We start from the raw sequence: 20,018 nt of genomic DNA, 5'->3' as shown, positions 1-20,018 counted from the left end.
AATCGATATTCGCATTTTTTTTCAAAAAATTGAGTCCTGTAATCTTAATACTTATACAGAACGGCTGTTTTATCCTTTATTTCAAACCGGAGCAAGGCGACGTTATGCATGATTTCCAGTATCTGGGAAATGGATTCCTCGTGAAAACGGGCGGTAAATTTTTGATCCAGAATTTCCGGGTCTTTCACTTCGAAGGTCATGCCATGCCAACGTTCCAGCTTTTTCAGGACTTCCGCTATCGGTGTCTCGTCGAAAATCAACCAACCGTCTTTCCAACCTAGGATGGGTAAAGTCTCGGCCGGGACAGTCAGATTGACTTTTTGCCTCTCTTTTTTCTCTATCCAAATTCTTTCGTTGGGTTTGACTTTGATTTCTTCCTGTTTCGAATGCTTGGTCCGCAAGACGGTGATATTACCGGATAGTAATAGGGCAGAGACATTATCGTCGTTTTTATAGGAGGTCAGATTAAATTTAGTCCCTTTGACGATAACCTGAATTCCGTTTTCCAATTTAACGATCATCGGTTTTTCGGGATTTTTTACTACATCGAAATAACCCTCACCCGAGAAATTGATTTCCCGGCTGTCTCCGGAAAATTGTGCCGGGCATTTCAATTCACTGTCAGAATTTAACCAAACGATACTTCCGTCAGGGAGCGTGACCCGTCCTTTTACTCCTTTATTGGTATGGTATTCCAATTGGGCTAATTGCTGATTTTCCAGAAAATGGATTTCTTGCCGATAGTCATTGAATTGATGGAATATTTGAAAGGAAAGAAGCAGGATCAATGAAGCGGCAATGCCATAACCCAGGATTCGCCGGTTTTGTTTACGGTGGCGGATTTTGCGGGAGTATTGTAGTACGCTCGCTTCCGGAGCTTTGGTCTCGGGTAACTTACTTATGACCCATGTGTTTTTTAATCGATTGAATTTCAGTCGATTGTCAGGATGCTCTTCCAGCCAATTCAGGATCCTTATTTTCTCCCCCTCTGTCGCTTGTCCCGTTATATATTTGAGTAATAACTCTTCATTCATAAGTATTGGGAATCTTTTTGGTAAATATACACTTAAATCTACAACTACCCTAAATAAAATTTTGGATTTTTTTAATTTAAGTGAGTAAAGGGATTAATCCGAAACACAAAAGTATCAGGTAGTCTTTCAGTTTATGCCGCATGTGAGCGAGTGCTTTAGTCATGTGGTATTCGACGGATTTGACCGATAAATCGATTTCCTGTGCGATTTCTTCATAGGTCATTTCCTGGTCCCGGCTCATTTTATAAATTATTCTCGTTTTTTCGGGCAACTCAGAGAGGGCCTGTCCGATCAGTTGTTCCAGTTCCTGCATTTGAACGGTATCGAAAGTTTCGTCGGAAAGAGCCGAATAATTAGCCATGGTTTCCCGGGCTGTCAGGCTATCGCTATATTTTTGTTCTGCGATCTTTTTTCTTAATACATTCAGGCATTTGTGTTTGGCAATGGTTAGAATAAAAGCTTGTACGCTGAGGTCCGGACGGATTTCAGTTCTTTTTTCCCATAATGTAACGAACGTTTCCTGAGCAATTTCGCGGGCTTCTTCCGGATCGGGAAGATATTGCTGTGCAAAAAACAGGGTACGCGTGAAATAATCCCGGTATAATCCTTCGAAGAAGGTCACTTCCGCTGACTTCAGGAATTTATGGATACTATTCCTTAAAGGTTTCATGTTGTTTTTCTCCCGTTTTTATGATAACACCACATTATCATGAATCGACAAAGATAAATAAAAGAGAAAGAGGATTTTACATCGTATTCAAAAAGGTTGTGAAAAAATAATAAGATTCGGGTAGTCAAATAAAAAAAACTGCCCGGTTTTCCGGGCAGTTCCCTCATGGTAAGGTGAGAAAAAGGTTTATAATTGATGAATTGTTTTAAGTTCGGCCATACCGGTTTGTACGGCTTCGATATTCATCGGTATTAAATTGTGGTGACGGGCCGGAAGAGATTTCTTCAACCCTTTCTCCAAATTATCCAGGTTAATGATCGGTTTTACTTTCAGGAATCCTCCCAATATGATCATGTTGAAGATTTTCGGATTACCTCCCTCAGCAGCCAGGCGGGCACCTTCGATCTGATAGATGTTGATGTCTTTCCGGGTAGGATGGTGGGTAATACCGTTCGGATCGTATATCAGGGTTCCTCCTGCTTTTACCAGGGGCTCGAATTTATCCATAGACTGCTGGTTGAGTACAATGGCCGAGTCGAAGGCATTCAATACCGGTGAACTGATCCGTTCGTCACTGATGATCACCGTAACATTGGCTGTACCTCCGCGCATTTCAGGACCGTAGGAAGGCATCCAGGATACTTCCTGATCTTGCATGATGCCGGAATAAGCCAGGATCTTTCCCATAGAAAGTACCCCCTGTCCTCCGAATCCGGCTATAATAATTTCTTCTGTCATAAAAACAATAATTTACATTTTTAGGTCTTTAGTCTCTAGCCTTTTAGCTTTTAGCTTCCAGCCTTTAGCATTCTAGCCTTTCGCCTTTTGCTTTTTAGCCTTTCGCCTTTTGCTTTTTTGCCTTTTTTTTAGATGTCTTTGATGTCCCCGAGCGGATATTTTTCAAACATATGTTCTTTCATCCACTTATTGGCGTCGACGGGAGTCATCTTCCAGCCGGAGTTACAAGTACCTACAACTTCTACGAAAGAGAGGCCTTTTTGTAAACGGGTATTCTGGAATGCTTTTTTCAGTGCATTTTTTGTTTTCCGTACAGCAGCAGGTGTCTCTGCACTTTGACGGGTAACATAACAGGTTCCGTCGAGTTGTGCCAGTAATTCGGTGATTTTCATCGGGAAACCATTCAGCTTGGCATCACGTCCGTAGGGTGTGGTCGAGGTCACCTGTCCCAACAAAGTGGTAGGAGCCATCTGGCCTCCGGTCATACCGTAAATAGCGTTGTTAATAAAAACCACTACGATATTTTCTCCCCGGTTACAAGCATGCATGATTTCTGCACATCCGATAGATGCCAGGTCACCGTCTCCCTGATAAGTAAATACATATTTTTCGGGGTGCAGGCGGCTGATGGCGGTAGCTACAGCAGGTGCACGGCCGTGAGCGGCTTCAGCCCAGTCGATATCGATATAATTGTAAGCGAATACGCTACATCCTACCGGAGAAACACCGATGGTCTGATCCTGGATGTTCAGCTCTTCGATCACCTCCGCGATCAATTTATGAACTACGCCGTGAGTACAACCCGGACAGTAGTGCATAACGTTGTCAGTGAGGAGTTTGCTCTTTTGGAGTACGAGGTTTTCCTCTTTTATAATGTCTGTTAGTTCCATCTTATCGTTCCTCTTAAATCTTAAATTTATTTTTCAGTGCTTCCACGATCTCTTCCGGAGTAGGTACAACACCACCCATACGGCCGTAGAAATCTACTTTCACTCTTCCGTTGACAGCCAACCGTACGTCTTCAACCATTTGTCCGGCACTCATTTCTATTGAAAGGAAACCTTTGGTTTTAGCGCATAGATCCGAAATGGCTTGTGTCGGGAAAGGATAGAGGGTGATCGGACGTAACAGTCCTACTTTGATACCTTCCTGGCGGGCTAATTGGATGGATTTTTGGCAAATACGTGCACAAGAACCGTAAGCTACGAAAATGTAGTCGGCATCCTCACAATTGAGTGCTTCGTAGCGGACTTCGTTGGCTTCGATTTCGCGGTATTTCCGTTGAAGTTTTTCGTTGAATACTTCCTGACGGTGTGCTTCCAGTTCCAAAGAAGTGATGATATGATGATTCCGGTTTTTCTTTTTACCGGTCAGTGCCCAATCGCCCGATATTTTTTCGATTTCTTCATCTGTCCATCTCGGCGTATAGTCCGGAAGGACTACTTTTTCCATCATCTGACCGATCACGCCATCGGCCAATACCATAGCCGGATTACGATATTTAAAAGCCAGCTCGAAACCCAATACGACAAAATCACTCATTTCCTGAACCGATGCGGGGGCAAGAACGATCAGGTGATAATCACCGTGTCCACCACCTTTGGTCGCCTGAAAGTAGTCACTTTGTGAAGGTTGAATCGTACCTAAGCCAGGGCCTCCACGCATAACGTCGACTACCAAGCAAGGTAATTCCGCTCCGGCGATATAAGTGATACCTTCTTGTTTTAAGCTGATACCCGGACTAGAGGAAGAGGTCATTACTTTTTTACCACAAGATGCACCGCCATATACCATATTGATCGCGGCCAGTTCGCTTTCTGCCTGCAATACCACCATGCCTGTCTCTTCCCATGGTTTACGCAGCATGAGGGTTTCCATGACTTCAGATTGCGGGGTAATCGGGTAACCAAAATAACCATCGCATCCGCAACGAATGGCGGCTTCTGCGATTACTTCATTACCCTTCATTAATTTTACTTCTGCCATTTTTTCGGTAGTTTTATATTATTCTACATTTTTTTTATAGACAGTGATTACAGAGTCGGGACATACCAGACCACAGCTCGCACAGCCGATACAAGCTTCGGGATTTTTCATATAAGCATAGTGATAACCCTTTCCGTTTACATCCGGATTCAGCTCGATCACTTTAGTCGGACATGCTACGACACACAGACTACATCCTTTGCAATGTTCGGTGTCTACAACAATTGCTCCTCTGAATTTTGCCATAATCTTAATAAATTATAATTTGTCGAATATTGATGTAATATTATTACGCTTTGTTATTTAATTCGGGTATAAAATTACATTTTAAAATCAAATCCGCAAAAAAAGATCAAATTATTTTCATTTTAAGCTGAAAACTGCACATCTCCCCGAAGAGTGAGAAAATATTTAGCTTTTTTTTGCACAATCTGTTTGTAAAGTGTGAATCTACAAGGATTTAAAATCATCACTCCCTATGATTCGATTGGGGTATGATCTTTGGCAAACCGTTCGATCCGGTCTTTCAATGTGTCCATTTGGTCCAGTCCGACTTGGGATACACAAGCTCTTAATCCTTCCCGGGTACTTCCGCATCCTTTTAATGTGATGGAAGAAATTCCATAATAAAGAAGTTCTTTAGCTAATTCTGCTCCTGTCATTCCCGGATAATAGATGGTAAAATAGAAACCGTCCGCTACGTCTTCATGTCCGTCTTTATCGTACACGACTTTGAAACCGGCGTTTTTGTAAAGGGTCTTCATGATTTCAGCCCGTTTGCCGTATTCCCTGACATCTGTCAATATATTGATCCTTCCCTCGTTGGCGGCTTTCAATACGGCTGCTACGGCATATTGAGGGGAATGAGCGGTACCTGATGTTTGGGTATATATCAATTTATAGGTAATGGTATATCCCAGCTTGTCGGCTTTATAGCGTTCTTTCAAATGTTCGTATTTCTTATGGAATAAAGCATCGGAAATACAGAGCAGCCCCAGGCGCTGGCCGGCATAGCTGAATAATTTCGAACTGGATATCATAAAAATATAATTATCCGTATATTTCGCTACAGTCGGTTGGAAAGGAGCCTTACCCGGATGAGACAGATCCTTGCGGAAATCCATGGCAAAATAAGCCAGGTCCTCGAGAATAATGGTATCGTATTCGGTTGCCAGTTTGCCGATGACTTGTAATTCGAAATCCGTCAGGCATACCCAGGATGGGTTGTTCGGATTACTATAAACGATGCCGGCGATATTCCCCCGGTCCAGGTATTCCCGTAGTTTAGCTTCCAGTTTTTCTTCCCGGTATTCATAGATATCGAAGGTTTGATAAGGCTTGCCGATGACTTCGAGTTGGGTTTTCTGTACCGGAAATCCCGGATCTATAAATAAAATCGTGTCTTTCCCCTTATGGCATTCGGTCAATGCCATGAAAGCGACATAAGATGCCTGCATGGCACCTACTGTCGGGATGATTCCTTCTGGCCGGATATCGACATCCATGAAATTTTTTACAAAACGGGAAGCTTCTTCAGAAAGTACCGGATAACCTTCCAGCATCGGATAAAATTGGGCTACTCCGTGTTTTAATGCTTCGATTTCGGCTTCTGTTCCGATACGGGAAGGAGCCAGACCCGGAACACCCATTTCCATTCGGATGAATTTTTCGCCGGTGGCTTTTTCCAGTAGATTAGCTATTTTTACCGTGTCGCGGATAGAAGCATCGTCTAAATTACTTACTCCGCATTGAGCCATCGTGGTGTCAACCAGCTGTTTATCAATCAGATTATTTTGCATGATATGATTTAGTTTGTTGCTTTCATTTTGAAACAATAATACAAAAATTAATTGAAAAAATACAATGATATGGTGATTTTAACTTATAATTAATCAAATTTGTATCGTTTGCAGATTAAATCTAGGTTTGATTTTTCCCCTTTCTATTCCGATTCCGGTTTTTATACCGTCAGACCGGTTCGTTAAGGCTTTCCTTCATTGACCGGCGGAAGCGACCGGGTCTCCGAACGCGATCACCGAAGACGAATAAGTACAACAATAATGCTACCTTTTAAAGTAGTTTCGACGTGTTTTAAAGTTGAGCTTAATCAATTTTGATTGCTGTCGTTTTATTTTGGGGGAATCCGTTGTTTGGCAAATAAACCGATCCTTAAATAAATGAATAAACAATTTTTTCCCTTAAATTTGTCGGGTTAACTAATTGGTGACGGAGTGAATCTTGAATTATTCATAGCAAGAAGATTATTGAAGGGAAAACAAAACGGAGCGGTATCTGTGCCGATTGTAAAAATTGCGTTAGCCGGTATTGCGCTAGGAGTTTGTGTGATGCTGCTTTCGATCCTGATTATTACCGGTTTTAAAAATGAGATAACCACTAAATTGTCGGGATTTATGGCTCATTTGAGCATTACGGCTTATGATCATGAAGATGCTTATTCGGGAAGTGAGATCGAGCTGAACGATTCTTTGTTGGAAGTGGTCCGGAGAGTGTCCGATTTAAAGCAGATGTATGCTTATGTGACAAAACCGGCGATCTTGAAGAGTAAGGAAGAAATTCACGGTATAATTTTGAAAGGTATGGATTCCTCTTACGATGCTTCTTTCTACCGGAAGCATCTTCGGGAGGGCGAATACCCTGATTTTTTTCAGGCCGAACCTTCTCGTGAGGTGTTGATCTCAGTTGCTGTGGCGGCTATATTGAATGTCAGTCCCGGTGATAAAATTACGGCACATTTTGTACAAGATCCGCCGAGAGCACGGGTGTTTACGGTGAAGGGAATTTACGATACCGGTTTTAAGGAGTATGACGAAATGCTGGCGGTGTGTGACATCAGGCATTTACAGAAATTGAACAATTGGGCGCCCCGGGAGGTTTCCGGTATTGCTGTGGAACTGAACGATATGAAACGCATATTAGAGGTGGAGGCGGAGTTGGACGACACCTTGCCCATGAATCAGGATGACGATTTTTATAAAATCACTACTTTGCGGGAAACGGCTCCTCAGGTCTTCGATTGGTTGAATCTGTTGAATATGAATGTTTGGATCATCCTGACGCTGATTGTTGTGGTTGCCGGTTTTAATATGGTGTCGGGTTTGTTGATCCTGATTTTGGATAAGACCTCCTTTATCGGGATTTTGAAAGCTTTGGGATATCGGAATATACGTCTGAGGAGATTGTTTTTATATATAGCTGCCGGATTGATTGGCAAAGGGATGGTGGTAGGTAATATTTTGGCTCTTACCTTAGGTGGTTTGCAGGCTCTGTTTCGGATTGTCAGATTAGATTCGGCTACTTATTATATGGATACGGTGCCGATTTATTTCGATTGGGTCTATATTATTTTATTGAATGTCGGAGTGTTGGTAGTTTCGGTGTTGATGTTGGTCGTGCCGACGATGTTGATTTCCAGGATAAAACCGATTAAAGCGATTCGTTTCGAGTAACGTGAAGTAATGAAGATGAATTTTAAAGCATATATAGAAAAATGGATTATTCCGCATCGGCGCGGGATTATGGGTACCGTGATTTTTCACTTGGTCCTGGCTATTTTTTTATTGAGTATGGAAATTTCCCGGATTCAGGTTCATACGGAGATGGAAATCGTTATGGATACCCCGACTCCGGAGGAGAGGCAGAAAAAAGAGGAAGAGCAGCAACGAAAAGAGGAAATTCGTCAAAAGACTTCTCAGGAAGAGGTCGAACGCATGTTGCGTTCCATTGCTGTCAATGAGAATGCCGTACAGCCGGAAAAGAGAGCGGATGCCAGTGTACAGCAATATGTGGACGAGATTTTGAAGGAGTTGGAAGAAGAAGGAAATAGCGGACGTTATAAAGCCCAACGCGATAAAAATTACCAAAAAGACAGTTTGCAAAATGATCGCGATAAACGGGAACAGGAACTGGATTCTTTGAAATCTACTTTTTATGCCGGTGAAAGTAGTGTCAGTTATAATCTGAAAGACCGGTATGCCCGTTTTCTGCCGATTCCGGTATTTAAATGTGAATATGGAGGTAAAGTTGTAGTCGAGATACTGGTTAATCCGAAAGGTGTGGTCCAGAAAGCTAAAATTTTGGAAGATCAGTCTCAGTCGGACGACTGTTTGTGGCGGGTGGCTGCCGATGCTGCTAAACGTTCGCGTTTTAATGAAAAACCGGACGCCCCTGCGCTGCAGAAAGGTACGATCACTTATAATTTTGTAAAGCAGTAAAATAGGTTTTTTGTTTTTTTTACATTAACTTTGCTATCTGATGTGTGATAGTGTCTGATCTGTTAATTATTGTAGTGTATGGGATTATTTTCTTTTTTATTTTCTAAGCATAAACTACTTCGTACGACCTATGAAGCGGAAACTTTCAGAGCCGTATTCCGTGAAGATGAAGAATTGTTTCTGAGGGTGGAAAAAGGGGAAGAGCTAAAACGTTATCGCGAGCTTGAAGAGTATGTAAATAGTGCTCAGTTTAAGGAAAGACGGAAAGAAATCGAACAGCTCTCTTATAAGGACAGCGAATATTATAAAGCAGAACGGCAATATAAAGCTTTGCTCAAGGTGCGTAAGTTACAATCTTATCTGTTGATTGCCGATTCTGAAGAATTGAAGGGGTATGAGCGGGTAAAAGCTTTGCCTGAATATCAGGAGTATCAGAAGCTGAAAGTGATGGTTATGTCGGCCGGTTTCGATAAGAAATTACATGCCGTCGAATATAAAGCTTATCAGGAAATTATTCGTCAGCCGAAGATCGCTGCTTTGATCAAATTAGAGAAATTACGTCGTTTTAAAGAATACCGTGAGGTTAAAGATACGGATTTGCCACAAAAGTTTACGCATTTGGAAACTTATATCCGTTCGGAAGAATTCAAGCGAAACAGAGCTTATCTCTTGAATAAAAACCGGTATCAGACGACCGAAGATTATCAATTACTTTGCGAATTCGATGCTTTGAAAAAGCGCCCCGAAATAGCTAAATATATCTTATTGGCTCAGGACCCTTATTTTAATAGTATGAGGAGATGGCAATTGGTGTTTGAAGACGATTTCAATCAGGGACGCCTGGATGAAACCAAATGGATTACCCGTTATTATGCCGGAGAGCGGTTTTTGAACGATACCTATGGGGTGGGAGAGGATATGCAGTTGTACTCACCGGATAATATCACCTTCGGTGAGAGTGCGGTTTGTCTGAATTTTAGAAAAGAATCGATCATCGGAAAATATTGGGACCGGCAGGTAGGAATACGGGAGAAAAAATACGATTATTCCTCTGCTATGATTAGTTCTGCCACTGCTTTGAGGCAGCGCTACGGTCGTTTTGAGGCTAAGATTAAGCTGAATCGTTGTGCCCTGACTTCTTGTTTTTGGATGCTGGGGGATACAGAGGTGCCTCATGTGGAAATCATGAAGTGTGAGGCCGATGGAGTACATATGGGAAGAGTGTATTCTTATCGTACAGCGGTCAATAAAGATATCCAATTAATCAAAGAGCTGGAGCTCGATAATGCCTATTATATTTTCACTTTGGAGTGGACGGAAAATAAAATGGTGTGGATGGTAAACGATCTGGTGGTGAAAGAGGAAACCGAACATATCCCGGACGTTCCGATGTATGTCGTTTTCTCTTTGGGAACCAATAAAGAACCTCTGGAAAAACAGTTACCCGCACGTATGGAAATAGATTGGTTCAGAGGATATCGTCTGAAAAGTTGAATATGATGGGGTCGGATGGCTAAAACCTGAATTTATGACACGACAGCTTGGATTGCGAATCGGAAGATGGCTAAAAGACAGATTGTTGTCTTCGGGAAGGGCTGTTTGTGAATTGTTTTACCCCCGGATATGTACCGTTTGCGGGGAAAGCCTGATGAAAGGTGAAGTGTATTTGTGTACCGCCTGTCTGGCTGATTTCCCGTTTTCCGATCAGGCCTATGCTATTCAGGAAGATGTGTTGTTGAATTTCGATGCCGCTTACCGGCCTGAAAAATTATTCTCTTTGTTTTATTATAATAAATTCAGCCCCTATAAAAATTTGATTTACCGGATTAAATATCGTTCTCATCGGTCTCTGGGTATCTATCTCGGCCGTTTGCTGGGAGAGAAGATTAAAAATGAATGTGAGGCAGATTGTATCATTCCGGTGCCTTTACATCCCAAAAGGGAAAAAGAAAGGGGATTTAATCAAGCCCGGGAAATTGCTTGTGGTATGGCCGAAACGATAGGAGTAGACATTTATGACGATGTGCTTTTCAGGGTTCGGAACAATGCATCGCAAACCGGGAAGAATGCAAGCGAAAGGCTTAAAAATGTCGAGCATATTTTTGAGTTGCGCAATCCCGCTAAAATTACAGGAAAAAAGGTATTGTTGGTCGATGACGTGATAACGACAGGAGCTACGATCGGTGCTTGTTTGCAGGTTTTGGCTCAGGCAGGAAATGTGCGTTTCTCTTTAGGGTGTCTGGCTCAAACGGTCTGATTTTTTCTTTTCACTTTTTTCCCTTTAACTATTCCCCTTTTGTCCGATATAGTTTATCTTTGTAAATTGAGATCTGACTGAGTAAATAGATAATAGGGATGAAGAAGAACGACGATAGAGCTTTCAGCTGGGAGTGGCTGGCTATGTTAGTTATGGCAGTAGTGATTTATGCTTGTGCCAGCCGGGGATATCCCGAAGGTGGACCCAAAGATACGACCCCACCCCAAGTGATCCTCGAAGAACCGGCCTCTTTTACTAAAAATTTCGATAAAAAGCGGGTGAACATTTATTTCGATGAGTTTGTCCAGCTAAAAGATATTAACGAGAAGTTCATTATTTCTCCGCCTCAAAAGAAAAAACCGAAGCCTCGTTTAAAGGGGAAATATGTACAAGTCGAATTTGTGGATTCCTTGAAACCGAATACCACTTATACCTTGGATTTTGCAGATGCTATATCCGATAATAACGAGGGAAATCCTTTGGGATTTTATCGCTATGTATTTTCTACCGGGAATGAAATCGATTCGTTGGAATTGAGCGGACAGGTTGTGAATGCGGAATCCGGCGAACCGGTTTTAAATGTATATGTCGAATTGTATTCTAATCTGGCGGATTCGATGCCTTTGCTGGAGGTGCCTGACTATGTCGCCCGTACGGATAGTTCCGGTTTTTTCCGTTTGACGAACTTGAAAGATACGATTTATCGTGTCGTGGCGATTCAGGACGATAACCGGGATTATAAATATACGCCCGAAGCAGAAATGTTTGCTTACCTGGATACCTTGGTGCGTCCCGTGGTGATGACTATGACCCGGGTAGATACGTTCCGGGTTGTCGATAAAATCGTCGGGCAGGACACAACGATGAGGGATAGTATCGTCACACAGGAATATCTGGGATTTGGGCCTAACAATCTTTATCTGCGTTTGTTTCAGGAAAAGCTGACCCAGTTGTATATGACCGATGATGACCGGAAGGAACGGGAACGCCTCGATTTTATCTTTAGTATTCCGGGAAAGAATGAGTTTAAGGCCCGTTTGTTCGATACCTTGTCGACGGAACCGCTACCGGAGGATTGGTATGTGTTGGAACATTCGGCCGGAAACGATACATTGGCTTTGTGGATTAAAGATTCTACCGTGTATAAAAAAGATACCTTGAATGTTATCCTTTCTTACTTGCGGACAGATAGTACCGGTCGGTTGACGACTTTTGCCGATACCAGCCGCTATACATTTAAAGACAAAAAGAAACCCGACAATAAGAAGGGCAGGAAAGACGAACCTGAAACTCCGGCGATTGAGTTTGTGGAAATAAAATCGAATGCCGGTAACGATTTTGATTTGGGTGCCCGTTTGTGGTTGGAATTTAACCGGCCGGTCGACAAGGCGGGCTTGGAGAATCTGCATATATCGGAGAAAGTGGATACACTTTATCAGCCGCTGAAATTTACCCTGGAAGAAGATAGTCTGAAGATCCGGCGTATTTATATCGATGCTTCCTGGAAAGCCGGGCAGGAATATCTGTTGACTTTGGATTCTGCTTCTGTCAACGATATTTATGGACGGCATAATAACAAACTGGAGAAAAAATTCAAAGTGCGTCAGGAAGAATTTTACGGGAAGATTATGCTCAATGTGAGTGGCGTGCAGGGACAGGTTATTCTACAACTCTATAAGTCGGATAATGGGAAATCTGAGAATGGAAAACGTTCTTATGCAGTGGTACAGGAGCAAATTATCAACCAGGATGGACAGGTCACTTTCCCGTTGATTCCCGAGGGGAAATACAAGTTTAGGGCGATCTTGGATACCAATGGCAATGGAATTTGGGATACCGGTTTGTATTTGAAGAACCAACAGCCTGAAGAAATCGTTTATTTACCTGTCGAAATCAGTGTCAAACAAAATTTTGATATTGAGCAGGAATTTAATTTGTTGAAGCCGTATAAGGATGAGAGTGATAAATAGAAGGATATGAAAAAAATTTGGATATTGATGTTGTTATTGGGGGGAAGCCTGTCGCTTTGTGCCCAATCGAAATACCCGCCTATAGAAGAGTTGGTATATACCGGATATTATAACTGGGGATTTATTTGGGTCAAGGCTGGGCGGGTGGATTTTTCGTTGACGACTTCCGAAAAATATCCGAATGCCGAACGTTTAAAAGCTGTGGGTTATTCTTTACCTTCCTGGGATTGGATATTCACGATCAGGGACACCCTGATATCGCATTTTGACAAGAATACTTTTATGCCCTATGAATTTTCGAGAAAAGCTCATGAAGGGAATTATCATAAGACTTTCGATTATACATTTCATTATGACGATTCTGTCGTATTGGGAGATATCCATCGGATTGGAAAATTCAGACGGACAGATACGGTGAAACTACTCGGTCAAACCTATGATATGCTTTCGGTTGCCTGGATGGCCCGGGAGTTGGATTTTGATAAATACCAAAAAAACGACTTGATTCCGATCCGGATTTTGATCGATAGTAAAATTTATGATTTGTATATCCGTTATCTGGGTGTGGTGAAAAGCAAGATTGCCGGCCGGAAACAGGAATGTTACGTTTTTTCTCCCTTGTTGGTTGAAGGTGAGGTATTCAAAGGAGGCGAAAATATGAAGATTTGGTTGAGTAAAGACGAATATCGGCTTCCTTTGATGGTCGAAGCGAAAATTCTGGTCGGATCGGTAAAGGCGATTTTAGATCGTTCGGCTAGTAAATACGGGGATTTTACAGAATAAGTTTAATGTATATTTTAAATCATAATAAAATGAAGATACGAATATTAGTCAGTCTGCTGGTGTTGACCCTGAGTTATTTTTTGTTCTCTTGTAAAGAAGGTGGCGGTGCCCGGCGGTCAGCTTTACCTCCTGTCAGCGGTTCTACGAATGAACTGCTCGTCGTTATGCCGAAAACTTTGTGGGAAGGTCATGTCGGGGATACTATCAAGGAATTTTTCGGACAGCCTCAATTGGGCTTACCTCAGGGCGAACCGGTCTTTGATTTGATCAATCTTCCGCCTTCTAATTTCGAAAAAAATGTCCGTTTTCATCGGAATATACTGACTGTTTCGATTAAGGATAAAGTCGATACGGCTTCAATCGTGTTTCACGAGAGTCCCTGGGCTCGTTCTCAGAAGATTTTTCAAATCAGTGCACCGGATGTAGAGGCATTTTATAAAATCTTCAATGCCAATAAAAATAAAATGATGAACGTGTATCTCAAGGCAGAACGTGACCGTTTGATCGAGGTATACAAGAAAATACCGGATACGAAGATATTCAATATGTTTAAGAATAAGTACGACCTCCTGTTGTATTGTCCCGGAGGATATTATATAAATAAAGATACTTCGAATTTTGTATGGATTTCTTCCGAGACCCGGGTCGATAGCAAGGGGATCATTTTTTTTGAAGAAAAATATGAACATGAAAGTCAGATGGATTACCAGATTATCCTGGACCGGATGAATGAAGAGTTGAAGAAATATATTCCTGGGCCCCGGGATAGTACCTGGATGGCTTTGGATCTGAAGACTCCGATGACTGCTGCTTTTTATAAATATGACGGAATTCATTATGCTTTGCTTATCAGAGGTTTGTGGACTGCCGAAAATGATTTTATGGGGGGGCCGTTTGTTTTGAATGTCGTATTGGATGAAAAGAATAGCCGTATTATCTATATGATGGGCTATGTATACGCTCCCGATGGTAAAAAACGGAATATGTTGAGACAAGTGGAAAGTATTGTAAATTCTATGAAAATCGATTTCCCCGAGGAAGAAAAGAAATAAAGGGATAATGAGAGAGTGCATTTTTTTTCTGTGTTTGTGGTGTGGAATAATCGGAGGGGCTGAAGCCGTTTCTCCGGGTATTCAGCATTTTGACCGATACCGGAGTTTGTTGGAAGGCAAAAAGGTCGGGATTGTGGCTAATCAGACTGCTGTGCTGGAAACCGGGGACGGATATAAGCATAGTGTCGATTTCCTGCGTGATCATCAGGTACAATTGATACGTATCTTTTGTCCGGAACATGGGTTCAGAGGAGATGCCGATGCTGGGGAAACGGTGGGTGATTACCGGGATCGGCAGACCGGTTTACCGGTCATTTCCTTATACGGAAAGAAGAAAAAACCGAGTCCGGCGGATTTGCAGGGATTGGATGTGGTTGTTTTCGATATGCAGGATGTCGGTGTCCGTTTTTATACTTATCTCTCTACTTTACACTATGTGATGGAGGCTTGTGCCGAGAATCAGGTTCCGCTTGTGGTTATGGACCGTCCGAATCCGAATGCTTTTTATGTAGACGGGCCTGTATTGGAAATGAAATACCGGTCTTTTGTCGGAATGCATCCGGTTCCTGTCGTTTATGGGATGACTATCGGTGAGTATGCCCGGATGATTAATGGAGAAGGTTGGTTGAAAGATAAAAAGAAATGTGATTTGACGGTGATTCCTTGTCAGGGATGGAATAGGAGTATGACGGTAGATTTACCCCGGAAACCTTCTCCCAATTTGCCCGATAAAGTGTCGGTCATGTTGTATCCTTCGGTTTGTTTTTTTGAAGGAACGGTAGTCAGTGAAGGGCGTGGGACCTATACTCCCTTTCAGGTATTCGGGCATCCCGAATTGAAAGGTATGCCTTATACTTTTGTACCCGAAAGTATTCCCGGTATGAGTAAAAATCCCAAATGCCTGGGATTGAAATGCTATGGCATGGACCTGAGGAATAAATACGATGAGGTGAGAGAGGGACAACGGTTACGTGTGGATTGGTTACTATTGGCTTATCGGAATTATACCGGAAAAACTCCTTTTTTCACTTCTTTTTTCGAGAAATTGGCCGGGACAGATCAACTCAGAAAAGATATTGAGGCAGGTAAGAGCGAGCAGCAGATAAGAGCTGCCTGGCGTTCTCCATTGGAAGAGTTTCAGAAAATCAGAGAGAAGTATTTGATCTATAAATAAATTATTGAATTAGTGGATTGAAGATGAAAAAGTCACTGGGAAAACGGGTGTTGAAATGGACTCTCTGGAGCCTGTTAGCTTTAGTGGTACTGATTTTGGTCGGTGTCACTATTGTTATTCATTTTATCTTTACCCCGGCAAAATTAACTCCTTTGGTAGAGAAGACTGCAAAAGAATACCTGAATGCCGAGGTACATTTTGGAAATATTGAATTGACTTTTTTCTCTACTTTCCCGGATTTTGGAATTCAATTGGACGATGCTTCTGTTATTTCCGGGACATTCCGTGATAGTACGGCTAATAGCGAGCCGACCATGCAGGATTCCTTGATGAATATAAAATCTTGTCTGTTGACTATAAATCCGATCGCTTACCTGACTAAGAACCGTATTGTGGTGAAGGATTTCGTATTGGAACAGCCGGAGATATATGCTTATGTAGATTCGGCCGGTGTTCCCAATTGGGATATACTCCGGATAGCGGCAGATACGACTACTGTAGATACAACGATGGCGGATACCACTACTTTCGATTCGGGAATACGTTTGCGGAATGTTAGAATCCGGAATGGAAGGCTTGTTTTCGATGACCGGAATACGCGTTTGTATACCCGATTGACCGGAATAAACCTTGGAGTAGATGGCTATCTGGGTAAACGCCGTTCTCGGCTGAAACTGGATTTTTCAACTGAAAACGTATTGTTTTGGCAAGAAGGACAGTTGCTGGTCAACCGTTTGGCTTTCGGAATAGAAACCGGTATGAAAATCAACCGGGATTCCTTATTATACACTTTGGAGAAAGCCGTAGTCGATGTAAACGGTATCCGTTTCAGAGCCGGAGGAACTTTAAGAGGAGATACCGTAAATCATACTTTACTGGTGAATTTAAAGTATGGAATACATATTCCGACATTAAAGACACTATTGGACTTGGTGCCCGATACTATTCTGCATAAGACTGAAAATGTGGAGGTGCGGGGAGATGTATTGTGCCAGGGAGAGATTAAAGGTATTTACGGTCAACAGAATATTCCCTTGCTGACTTCTGAATTTCGGATCAAAGATGGCTTTATCGCTTATCCCGGTATGCCTTCGAAAATCGATACCCTGAACGTAGATCTTTTTGCTTTGATCGATTTGCAGAAAGAACAGGAGTCTTATGTGAATTTGCGGAATTTCTGTATGAAAGGTGGAGGTATCGATATCGATATGGCGGGCGATGCCGAACGCTTGTTGACAGCACCTACCCTGAAAGCTGAAGTAAAGGCTTTGGTGAATTTTGAAGAATTGACAAAAATCTTTCCCTTGGCGGATGGAATTACTTGCCGGGGTACGCTGAATACTTCTTTAAAAACGGATGTCCTGGTCGAAGATGTCCGGAATGCTGATTATGGGAAATTGAGAATCGGCGGGGGGGGTCAAATGAAGGATGTGAATATTTTTATCCCCAAGGATAGTATCGTTATGAATGTTAAGTCGGCAGGACTGGTTTTTGCCGCTAACCGCAAGAATACGAAGTCTGTCCAGGGAACGGATTTATTGAACGGAGTGGTCGGTTATTCCGGATTGGATATCCATGTCCGCAATAAGGTACGTTTGTTGATGGATACGACTTATCTGGCGCTGAGAACTTCGCCATTGAAAGATACTTCTGTAGTGGCTTCCATGGGGGCTAACCTACATTTGGGACGGATGGTGTTTATCGTCCGTGATACTTTGCTGGTGGGGTTGAAACAGGCGAATGCTAAAGCTTCGCTGTTGCCCTCGAAGCGTAATAAAAAAGTTCCTCAGATCAATGCAGAACTGCAGGTGGATAGTTTGCGCTTGCGGGCTATGGGCAACCGTTTGAATTTTGCCAAGGCAGAGGTACAAGTCGAGGCTGTCCGGAGTAAACGTAATACGAAGATCTGGCTTCCGACAGGATACGTCGATTTTACCGGTCTAAGGGCTTATACGCCTTATTTTCCGGTGCGTATGCGGATGCCGGGTACCCGATTGAGATTCGACCGGAATGAAATTCAGCTGGATTCGGCCGTGCTGCATCTGGGGCGTTCGGATTTGCGGCTTACCGGAAATGTGACTAATCTGGCTAAGTCGTTTTTTAAGAAAGAAGAGCTGAAAGCTCAGTTGCTGGTTACTTCCGATAGAATAGATTGCAATCAGCTGATGCGGGCGATGGAAAGAGGAACGGCCTATATGGAGAAGGTGAAAGCCGGTTTCCGGGATACGATTTCTACAGAAGTGGACGATATGGATGAAGTTCCTGTTGTCAGTGATACTACTGCTTTGGAAGGAAGTAATTGCTTGTTTGTGGTTCCTCCTGGTATCGACTTTACTTTCCAGACCGATATAAAGAAAGTATTGTTTGGAAAATTGCAAATGGATAGTATTCATGGAGAAGTAGTTATGCGCAATCAATGCATCCAGCTATCGGATCTGGAATTACGTTCTTCGGCTGCCAATATGAGTACCACGGCTCTGTATCGGGCGACAGATACCACCAAGGCTTATGCCGGTTTTGCTTTGCAGATGCACGACATTCGGATCGATAGTCTGGTTGGACTGATCCCTTCTTTAGATACGCTTTTCCCTATGCTGAGGTCGTTCGAGGGACTGGTGGATTTTCACATTGCTGCAGATTCGTGGCTGGATTCTGCCATGAACATCGATTTGCCGACTCTAAGGGCTGCGGCTTATCTGGACGGCCGCGATCTGGTGCTGATGGATGGGGAGACTTTTGCTGAAATTTCGAAAATGCTGATGTTTAAGAATAAAAAGCGGAATATGATCGATAGTATTTCAGTAGATTTAATGGTGAAGGATGGGACGATCGAGATATTCCCTTTTCTGGTAGAAATCGACCGTTATAAGGCTGCTGTCGGGGGACAACACAATATCGATATGACTTTTAAATATCATATCTCTATCCTGAAATCACCTTTGCCTTTCCGGGCCGGTGTGGATATTTCAGGGAATCTCGATAAGATGAAGTTCCGCATTACGAAAGCGAAATACAAGGATCTTTTTATCCCTTCGCGAAAAGCTAAAGTCGATAGTACACAATTGAACCTCCGGCAACGAATGCGCACGATATTAAAAGAAGGAAAAGAATAGAAAAAATGTTCGATTAAATCAGTCGAAAATTTATAAAGTCCATAAAGTTTATAAAGTCAATGTTTTTATAAATCCTTCCATATCTTACCACAATAATAAGAAAGAGGGTGACTTATCTGTCATCTGACTTTTTAGTTACCCTCTTCGTTTTATATATAAAATTTACGAATCAAACCTACCGTTCAGTATATAAATTTCCCGAATTGACAGAGTAGACGATTTTGTAGTTTTATAAAAAAGAAAAACAGGCTGAATAAACATATTGTCTAACTGTCAGATAATTCTTATATTTGTGAATATGAACCAGATGATATTTTATGAAATCTATCAATGAATATATACAACTACTGGCAGTCTACATGCAAACCCATGCTTCTGTTTATCACATTAAACGCATGGGGATATTTGGGAGTGTTGCCAGGGGTGAACAGACTGAAAATAGTGACATTGATATTTGCTATGAAGGAGAGGCGCCTACGTTGTTTACATTAGTTCGTATCAAATATGAATTAGAAGCTTTATTGGGACGTCCGGTAGATTTGGTTCGTGTGCGTGAAAAAATGGATGAGGTATTAAAGCAAACCATTCAAGAGGAAGCTATTTATGTATGATGTAAAAGTTTTGCATTTGCTTGACAAAGTGATAGAATCTCTGGAAGTCATTCAGCAACGAACTGAAAATATTCATTGTACTAATGATTTTCTGGATTCTGCTACAGGAACTTTATTACTGGATGGAGTTTGTATGAAATTGATTGCTACTGGTGAAAGTATAAAGAATCTGGATAAATTAACAGCAGGCAATTTGCTCATTTATTACCCACAAATACCATGGCGTGAAGTGATGGGAATGCGTGATATAATTGTACATCACTATTTTGAAGTGGATGCAGATGTTATTTTTAATACAGTAAAGGAGAATATTCCGTTATTAATGGATACTTTGCTGCAAATGCGGGAAGATTTGAAGGAATGATAAAAGGATGCTCTATTACGGGCATCCTTTCGTT

Annotated in this window: 18 protein-coding genes; 11 read left to right on the top strand and 7 right to left on the bottom strand. The window is 42.1% G+C overall.

Annotated features, from left to right (window positions below; genetic code table 11):
- Positions 1–44: 44 nt before the first annotated feature.
- From AC5RDS_RS05160 to AC5RDS_RS05130, 7 genes are all read right to left on the bottom strand, one after another.
- Positions 45–1,034, bottom strand: a complete 990-nt coding sequence (locus AC5RDS_RS05160; protein WP_022161148.1) for a FecR domain-containing protein — start codon at positions 1,032–1,034, stop codon at positions 45–47.
- Between the two features lie 76 nt (positions 1,035–1,110).
- Complete coding sequence (locus AC5RDS_RS05155) at positions 1,111–1,704, bottom strand: RNA polymerase sigma-70 factor (RefSeq protein ID WP_022161147.1); 594 nt, start codon at positions 1,702–1,704, stop codon at positions 1,111–1,113.
- Positions 1,705–1,890: 186 nt separating this feature from the next.
- A complete protein-coding gene (locus AC5RDS_RS05150; RefSeq protein ID WP_013613346.1) occupies positions 1,891–2,442 on the bottom strand; it encodes a 2-oxoacid:ferredoxin oxidoreductase subunit gamma family protein in 552 nt (183 codons plus the stop codon).
- A gap of 128 nt (positions 2,443–2,570) precedes the next feature.
- Positions 2,571–3,332 (bottom strand): thiamine pyrophosphate-dependent enzyme, encoded by a 762-nt coding sequence (locus tag AC5RDS_RS05145; RefSeq protein ID WP_013613347.1) that lies wholly within the window; start codon positions 3,330–3,332, stop codon positions 2,571–2,573.
- 13 nt (positions 3,333–3,345) lie between these two features.
- A complete protein-coding gene (locus AC5RDS_RS05140; protein ID WP_013613348.1) occupies positions 3,346–4,428 on the bottom strand; it encodes a 3-methyl-2-oxobutanoate dehydrogenase subunit VorB in 1,083 nt (360 codons plus the stop codon).
- 18 nt (positions 4,429–4,446) lie between these two features.
- Positions 4,447–4,674 carry a 4Fe-4S dicluster domain-containing protein gene (locus tag AC5RDS_RS05135; protein WP_013613349.1) on the bottom strand — a complete coding sequence of 76 codons (228 nt, stop codon included), beginning with the start codon at positions 4,672–4,674 and terminating at the stop codon, positions 4,447–4,449.
- Between the two features lie 230 nt (positions 4,675–4,904).
- Positions 4,905–6,227, bottom strand: a complete 1,323-nt coding sequence (locus AC5RDS_RS05130; protein ID WP_041556999.1) for an aminotransferase class I/II-fold pyridoxal phosphate-dependent enzyme — start codon at positions 6,225–6,227, stop codon at positions 4,905–4,907.
- Between the two features lie 432 nt (positions 6,228–6,659).
- On the opposite strand from AC5RDS_RS05130, the gene AC5RDS_RS05125 reads away from it, so the two are divergent.
- The 11 genes from AC5RDS_RS05125 to AC5RDS_RS05075 all read left to right on the top strand — a co-directional run bounded on the left by AC5RDS_RS05125 (position 6,660) and on the right by AC5RDS_RS05075 (position 19,984).
- Positions 6,660–7,895 carry an ABC transporter permease gene (locus AC5RDS_RS05125; RefSeq protein ID WP_013613351.1) on the top strand — a complete coding sequence of 412 codons (1,236 nt, stop codon included), beginning with the start codon at positions 6,660–6,662 and terminating at the stop codon, positions 7,893–7,895.
- A gap of 15 nt (positions 7,896–7,910) precedes the next feature.
- Positions 7,911–8,660 (top strand): energy transducer TonB, encoded by a 750-nt coding sequence (locus AC5RDS_RS05120; RefSeq protein ID WP_118102861.1) that lies wholly within the window; start codon positions 7,911–7,913, stop codon positions 8,658–8,660.
- A 78-nt stretch (positions 8,661–8,738) separates the two neighbouring features.
- Complete coding sequence (locus AC5RDS_RS05115) at positions 8,739–10,154, top strand: glycoside hydrolase family 16 protein (protein WP_013613353.1); 1,416 nt, start codon at positions 8,739–8,741, stop codon at positions 10,152–10,154.
- A gap of 34 nt (positions 10,155–10,188) precedes the next feature.
- Positions 10,189–10,917 (top strand): ComF family protein, encoded by a 729-nt coding sequence (locus AC5RDS_RS05110; RefSeq protein ID WP_013613354.1) that lies wholly within the window; start codon positions 10,189–10,191, stop codon positions 10,915–10,917.
- A 98-nt stretch (positions 10,918–11,015) separates the two neighbouring features.
- A complete protein-coding gene (locus tag AC5RDS_RS05105) occupies positions 11,016–12,887 on the top strand; it encodes an Ig-like domain-containing protein (protein WP_494222239.1) in 1,872 nt (623 codons plus the stop codon).
- A 6-nt stretch (positions 12,888–12,893) separates the two neighbouring features.
- Complete coding sequence (locus tag AC5RDS_RS05100; protein ID WP_022161142.1) at positions 12,894–13,670, top strand: DUF3108 domain-containing protein; 777 nt, start codon at positions 12,894–12,896, stop codon at positions 13,668–13,670.
- Between the two features lie 29 nt (positions 13,671–13,699).
- Positions 13,700–14,722, top strand: coding sequence for a DUF4837 family protein (locus AC5RDS_RS05095; protein WP_368318201.1), 1,023 nt, complete (start codon positions 13,700–13,702; stop codon positions 14,720–14,722).
- Positions 14,723–14,729: 7 nt separating this feature from the next.
- Positions 14,730–15,896 (top strand): exo-beta-N-acetylmuramidase NamZ family protein, encoded by a 1,167-nt coding sequence (locus AC5RDS_RS05090; protein WP_195426622.1) that lies wholly within the window; start codon positions 14,730–14,732, stop codon positions 15,894–15,896.
- Between the two features lie 23 nt (positions 15,897–15,919).
- Positions 15,920–19,009 carry an AsmA family protein gene (locus tag AC5RDS_RS05085; RefSeq protein WP_494222238.1) on the top strand — a complete coding sequence of 1,030 codons (3,090 nt, stop codon included), beginning with the start codon at positions 15,920–15,922 and terminating at the stop codon, positions 19,007–19,009.
- Between the two features lie 317 nt (positions 19,010–19,326).
- On the top strand, positions 19,327–19,620 hold the full coding sequence (locus AC5RDS_RS05080) for a nucleotidyltransferase family protein (protein ID WP_013613360.1): 294 nt from the start codon (positions 19,327–19,329) through the stop codon (positions 19,618–19,620).
- Complete coding sequence (locus AC5RDS_RS05075; RefSeq protein ID WP_013613361.1) at positions 19,613–19,984, top strand: HepT-like ribonuclease domain-containing protein; 372 nt, start codon at positions 19,613–19,615, stop codon at positions 19,982–19,984. Before AC5RDS_RS05080 ends, AC5RDS_RS05075 begins: the two co-directional genes overlap by 8 nt.
- Positions 19,985–20,018 lie beyond the last annotated feature (34 nt).

The sequence above is a fragment of the Odoribacter sp. genome (assembly GCF_985060555.1).
Note: the sequence above shows the minus strand (reverse complement) of the source record. Positions and strands in the feature narration are given on the sequence as shown.

Coding starts and splice junctions, on each gene's coding strand:
- AC5RDS_RS05110 (WP_013613354.1), top strand. CDS start 10,189: ATGACACGACAGCTTGGATTGCGAATCGGAAGATGGCTAAAAGACAGA.
- AC5RDS_RS05090 (WP_195426622.1), top strand. CDS start 14,730: ATGAGAGAGTGCATTTTTTTTCTGTGTTTGTGGTGTGGAATAATCGGA.
- AC5RDS_RS05160 (WP_022161148.1), bottom strand. CDS start 1,034: ATGAATGAAGAGTTATTACTCAAATATATAACGGGACAAGCGACAGAG.
- AC5RDS_RS05155 (WP_022161147.1), bottom strand. CDS start 1,704: ATGAAACCTTTAAGGAATAGTATCCATAAATTCCTGAAGTCAGCGGAA.
- AC5RDS_RS05120 (WP_118102861.1), top strand. CDS start 7,911: ATGAATTTTAAAGCATATATAGAAAAATGGATTATTCCGCATCGGCGC.
- AC5RDS_RS05080 (WP_013613360.1), top strand. CDS start 19,327: ATGAAATCTATCAATGAATATATACAACTACTGGCAGTCTACATGCAA.
- AC5RDS_RS05145 (WP_013613347.1), bottom strand. CDS start 3,332: ATGGAACTAACAGACATTATAAAAGAGGAAAACCTCGTACTCCAAAAG.
- AC5RDS_RS05095 (WP_368318201.1), top strand. CDS start 13,700: ATGAAGATACGAATATTAGTCAGTCTGCTGGTGTTGACCCTGAGTTAT.
- AC5RDS_RS05075 (WP_013613361.1), top strand. CDS start 19,613: ATGTATGATGTAAAAGTTTTGCATTTGCTTGACAAAGTGATAGAATCT.
- AC5RDS_RS05130 (WP_041556999.1), bottom strand. CDS start 6,227: ATGCAAAATAATCTGATTGATAAACAGCTGGTTGACACCACGATGGCT.
- AC5RDS_RS05085 (WP_494222238.1), top strand. CDS start 15,920: ATGAAAAAGTCACTGGGAAAACGGGTGTTGAAATGGACTCTCTGGAGC.
- AC5RDS_RS05105 (WP_494222239.1), top strand. CDS start 11,016: ATGAAGAAGAACGACGATAGAGCTTTCAGCTGGGAGTGGCTGGCTATG.
- AC5RDS_RS05135 (WP_013613349.1), bottom strand. CDS start 4,674: ATGGCAAAATTCAGAGGAGCAATTGTTGTAGACACCGAACATTGCAAA.
- AC5RDS_RS05140 (WP_013613348.1), bottom strand. CDS start 4,428: ATGGCAGAAGTAAAATTAATGAAGGGTAATGAAGTAATCGCAGAAGCC.
- AC5RDS_RS05150 (WP_013613346.1), bottom strand. CDS start 2,442: ATGACAGAAGAAATTATTATAGCCGGATTCGGAGGACAGGGGGTACTT.
- AC5RDS_RS05100 (WP_022161142.1), top strand. CDS start 12,894: ATGAAAAAAATTTGGATATTGATGTTGTTATTGGGGGGAAGCCTGTCG.
- AC5RDS_RS05115 (WP_013613353.1), top strand. CDS start 8,739: ATGGGATTATTTTCTTTTTTATTTTCTAAGCATAAACTACTTCGTACG.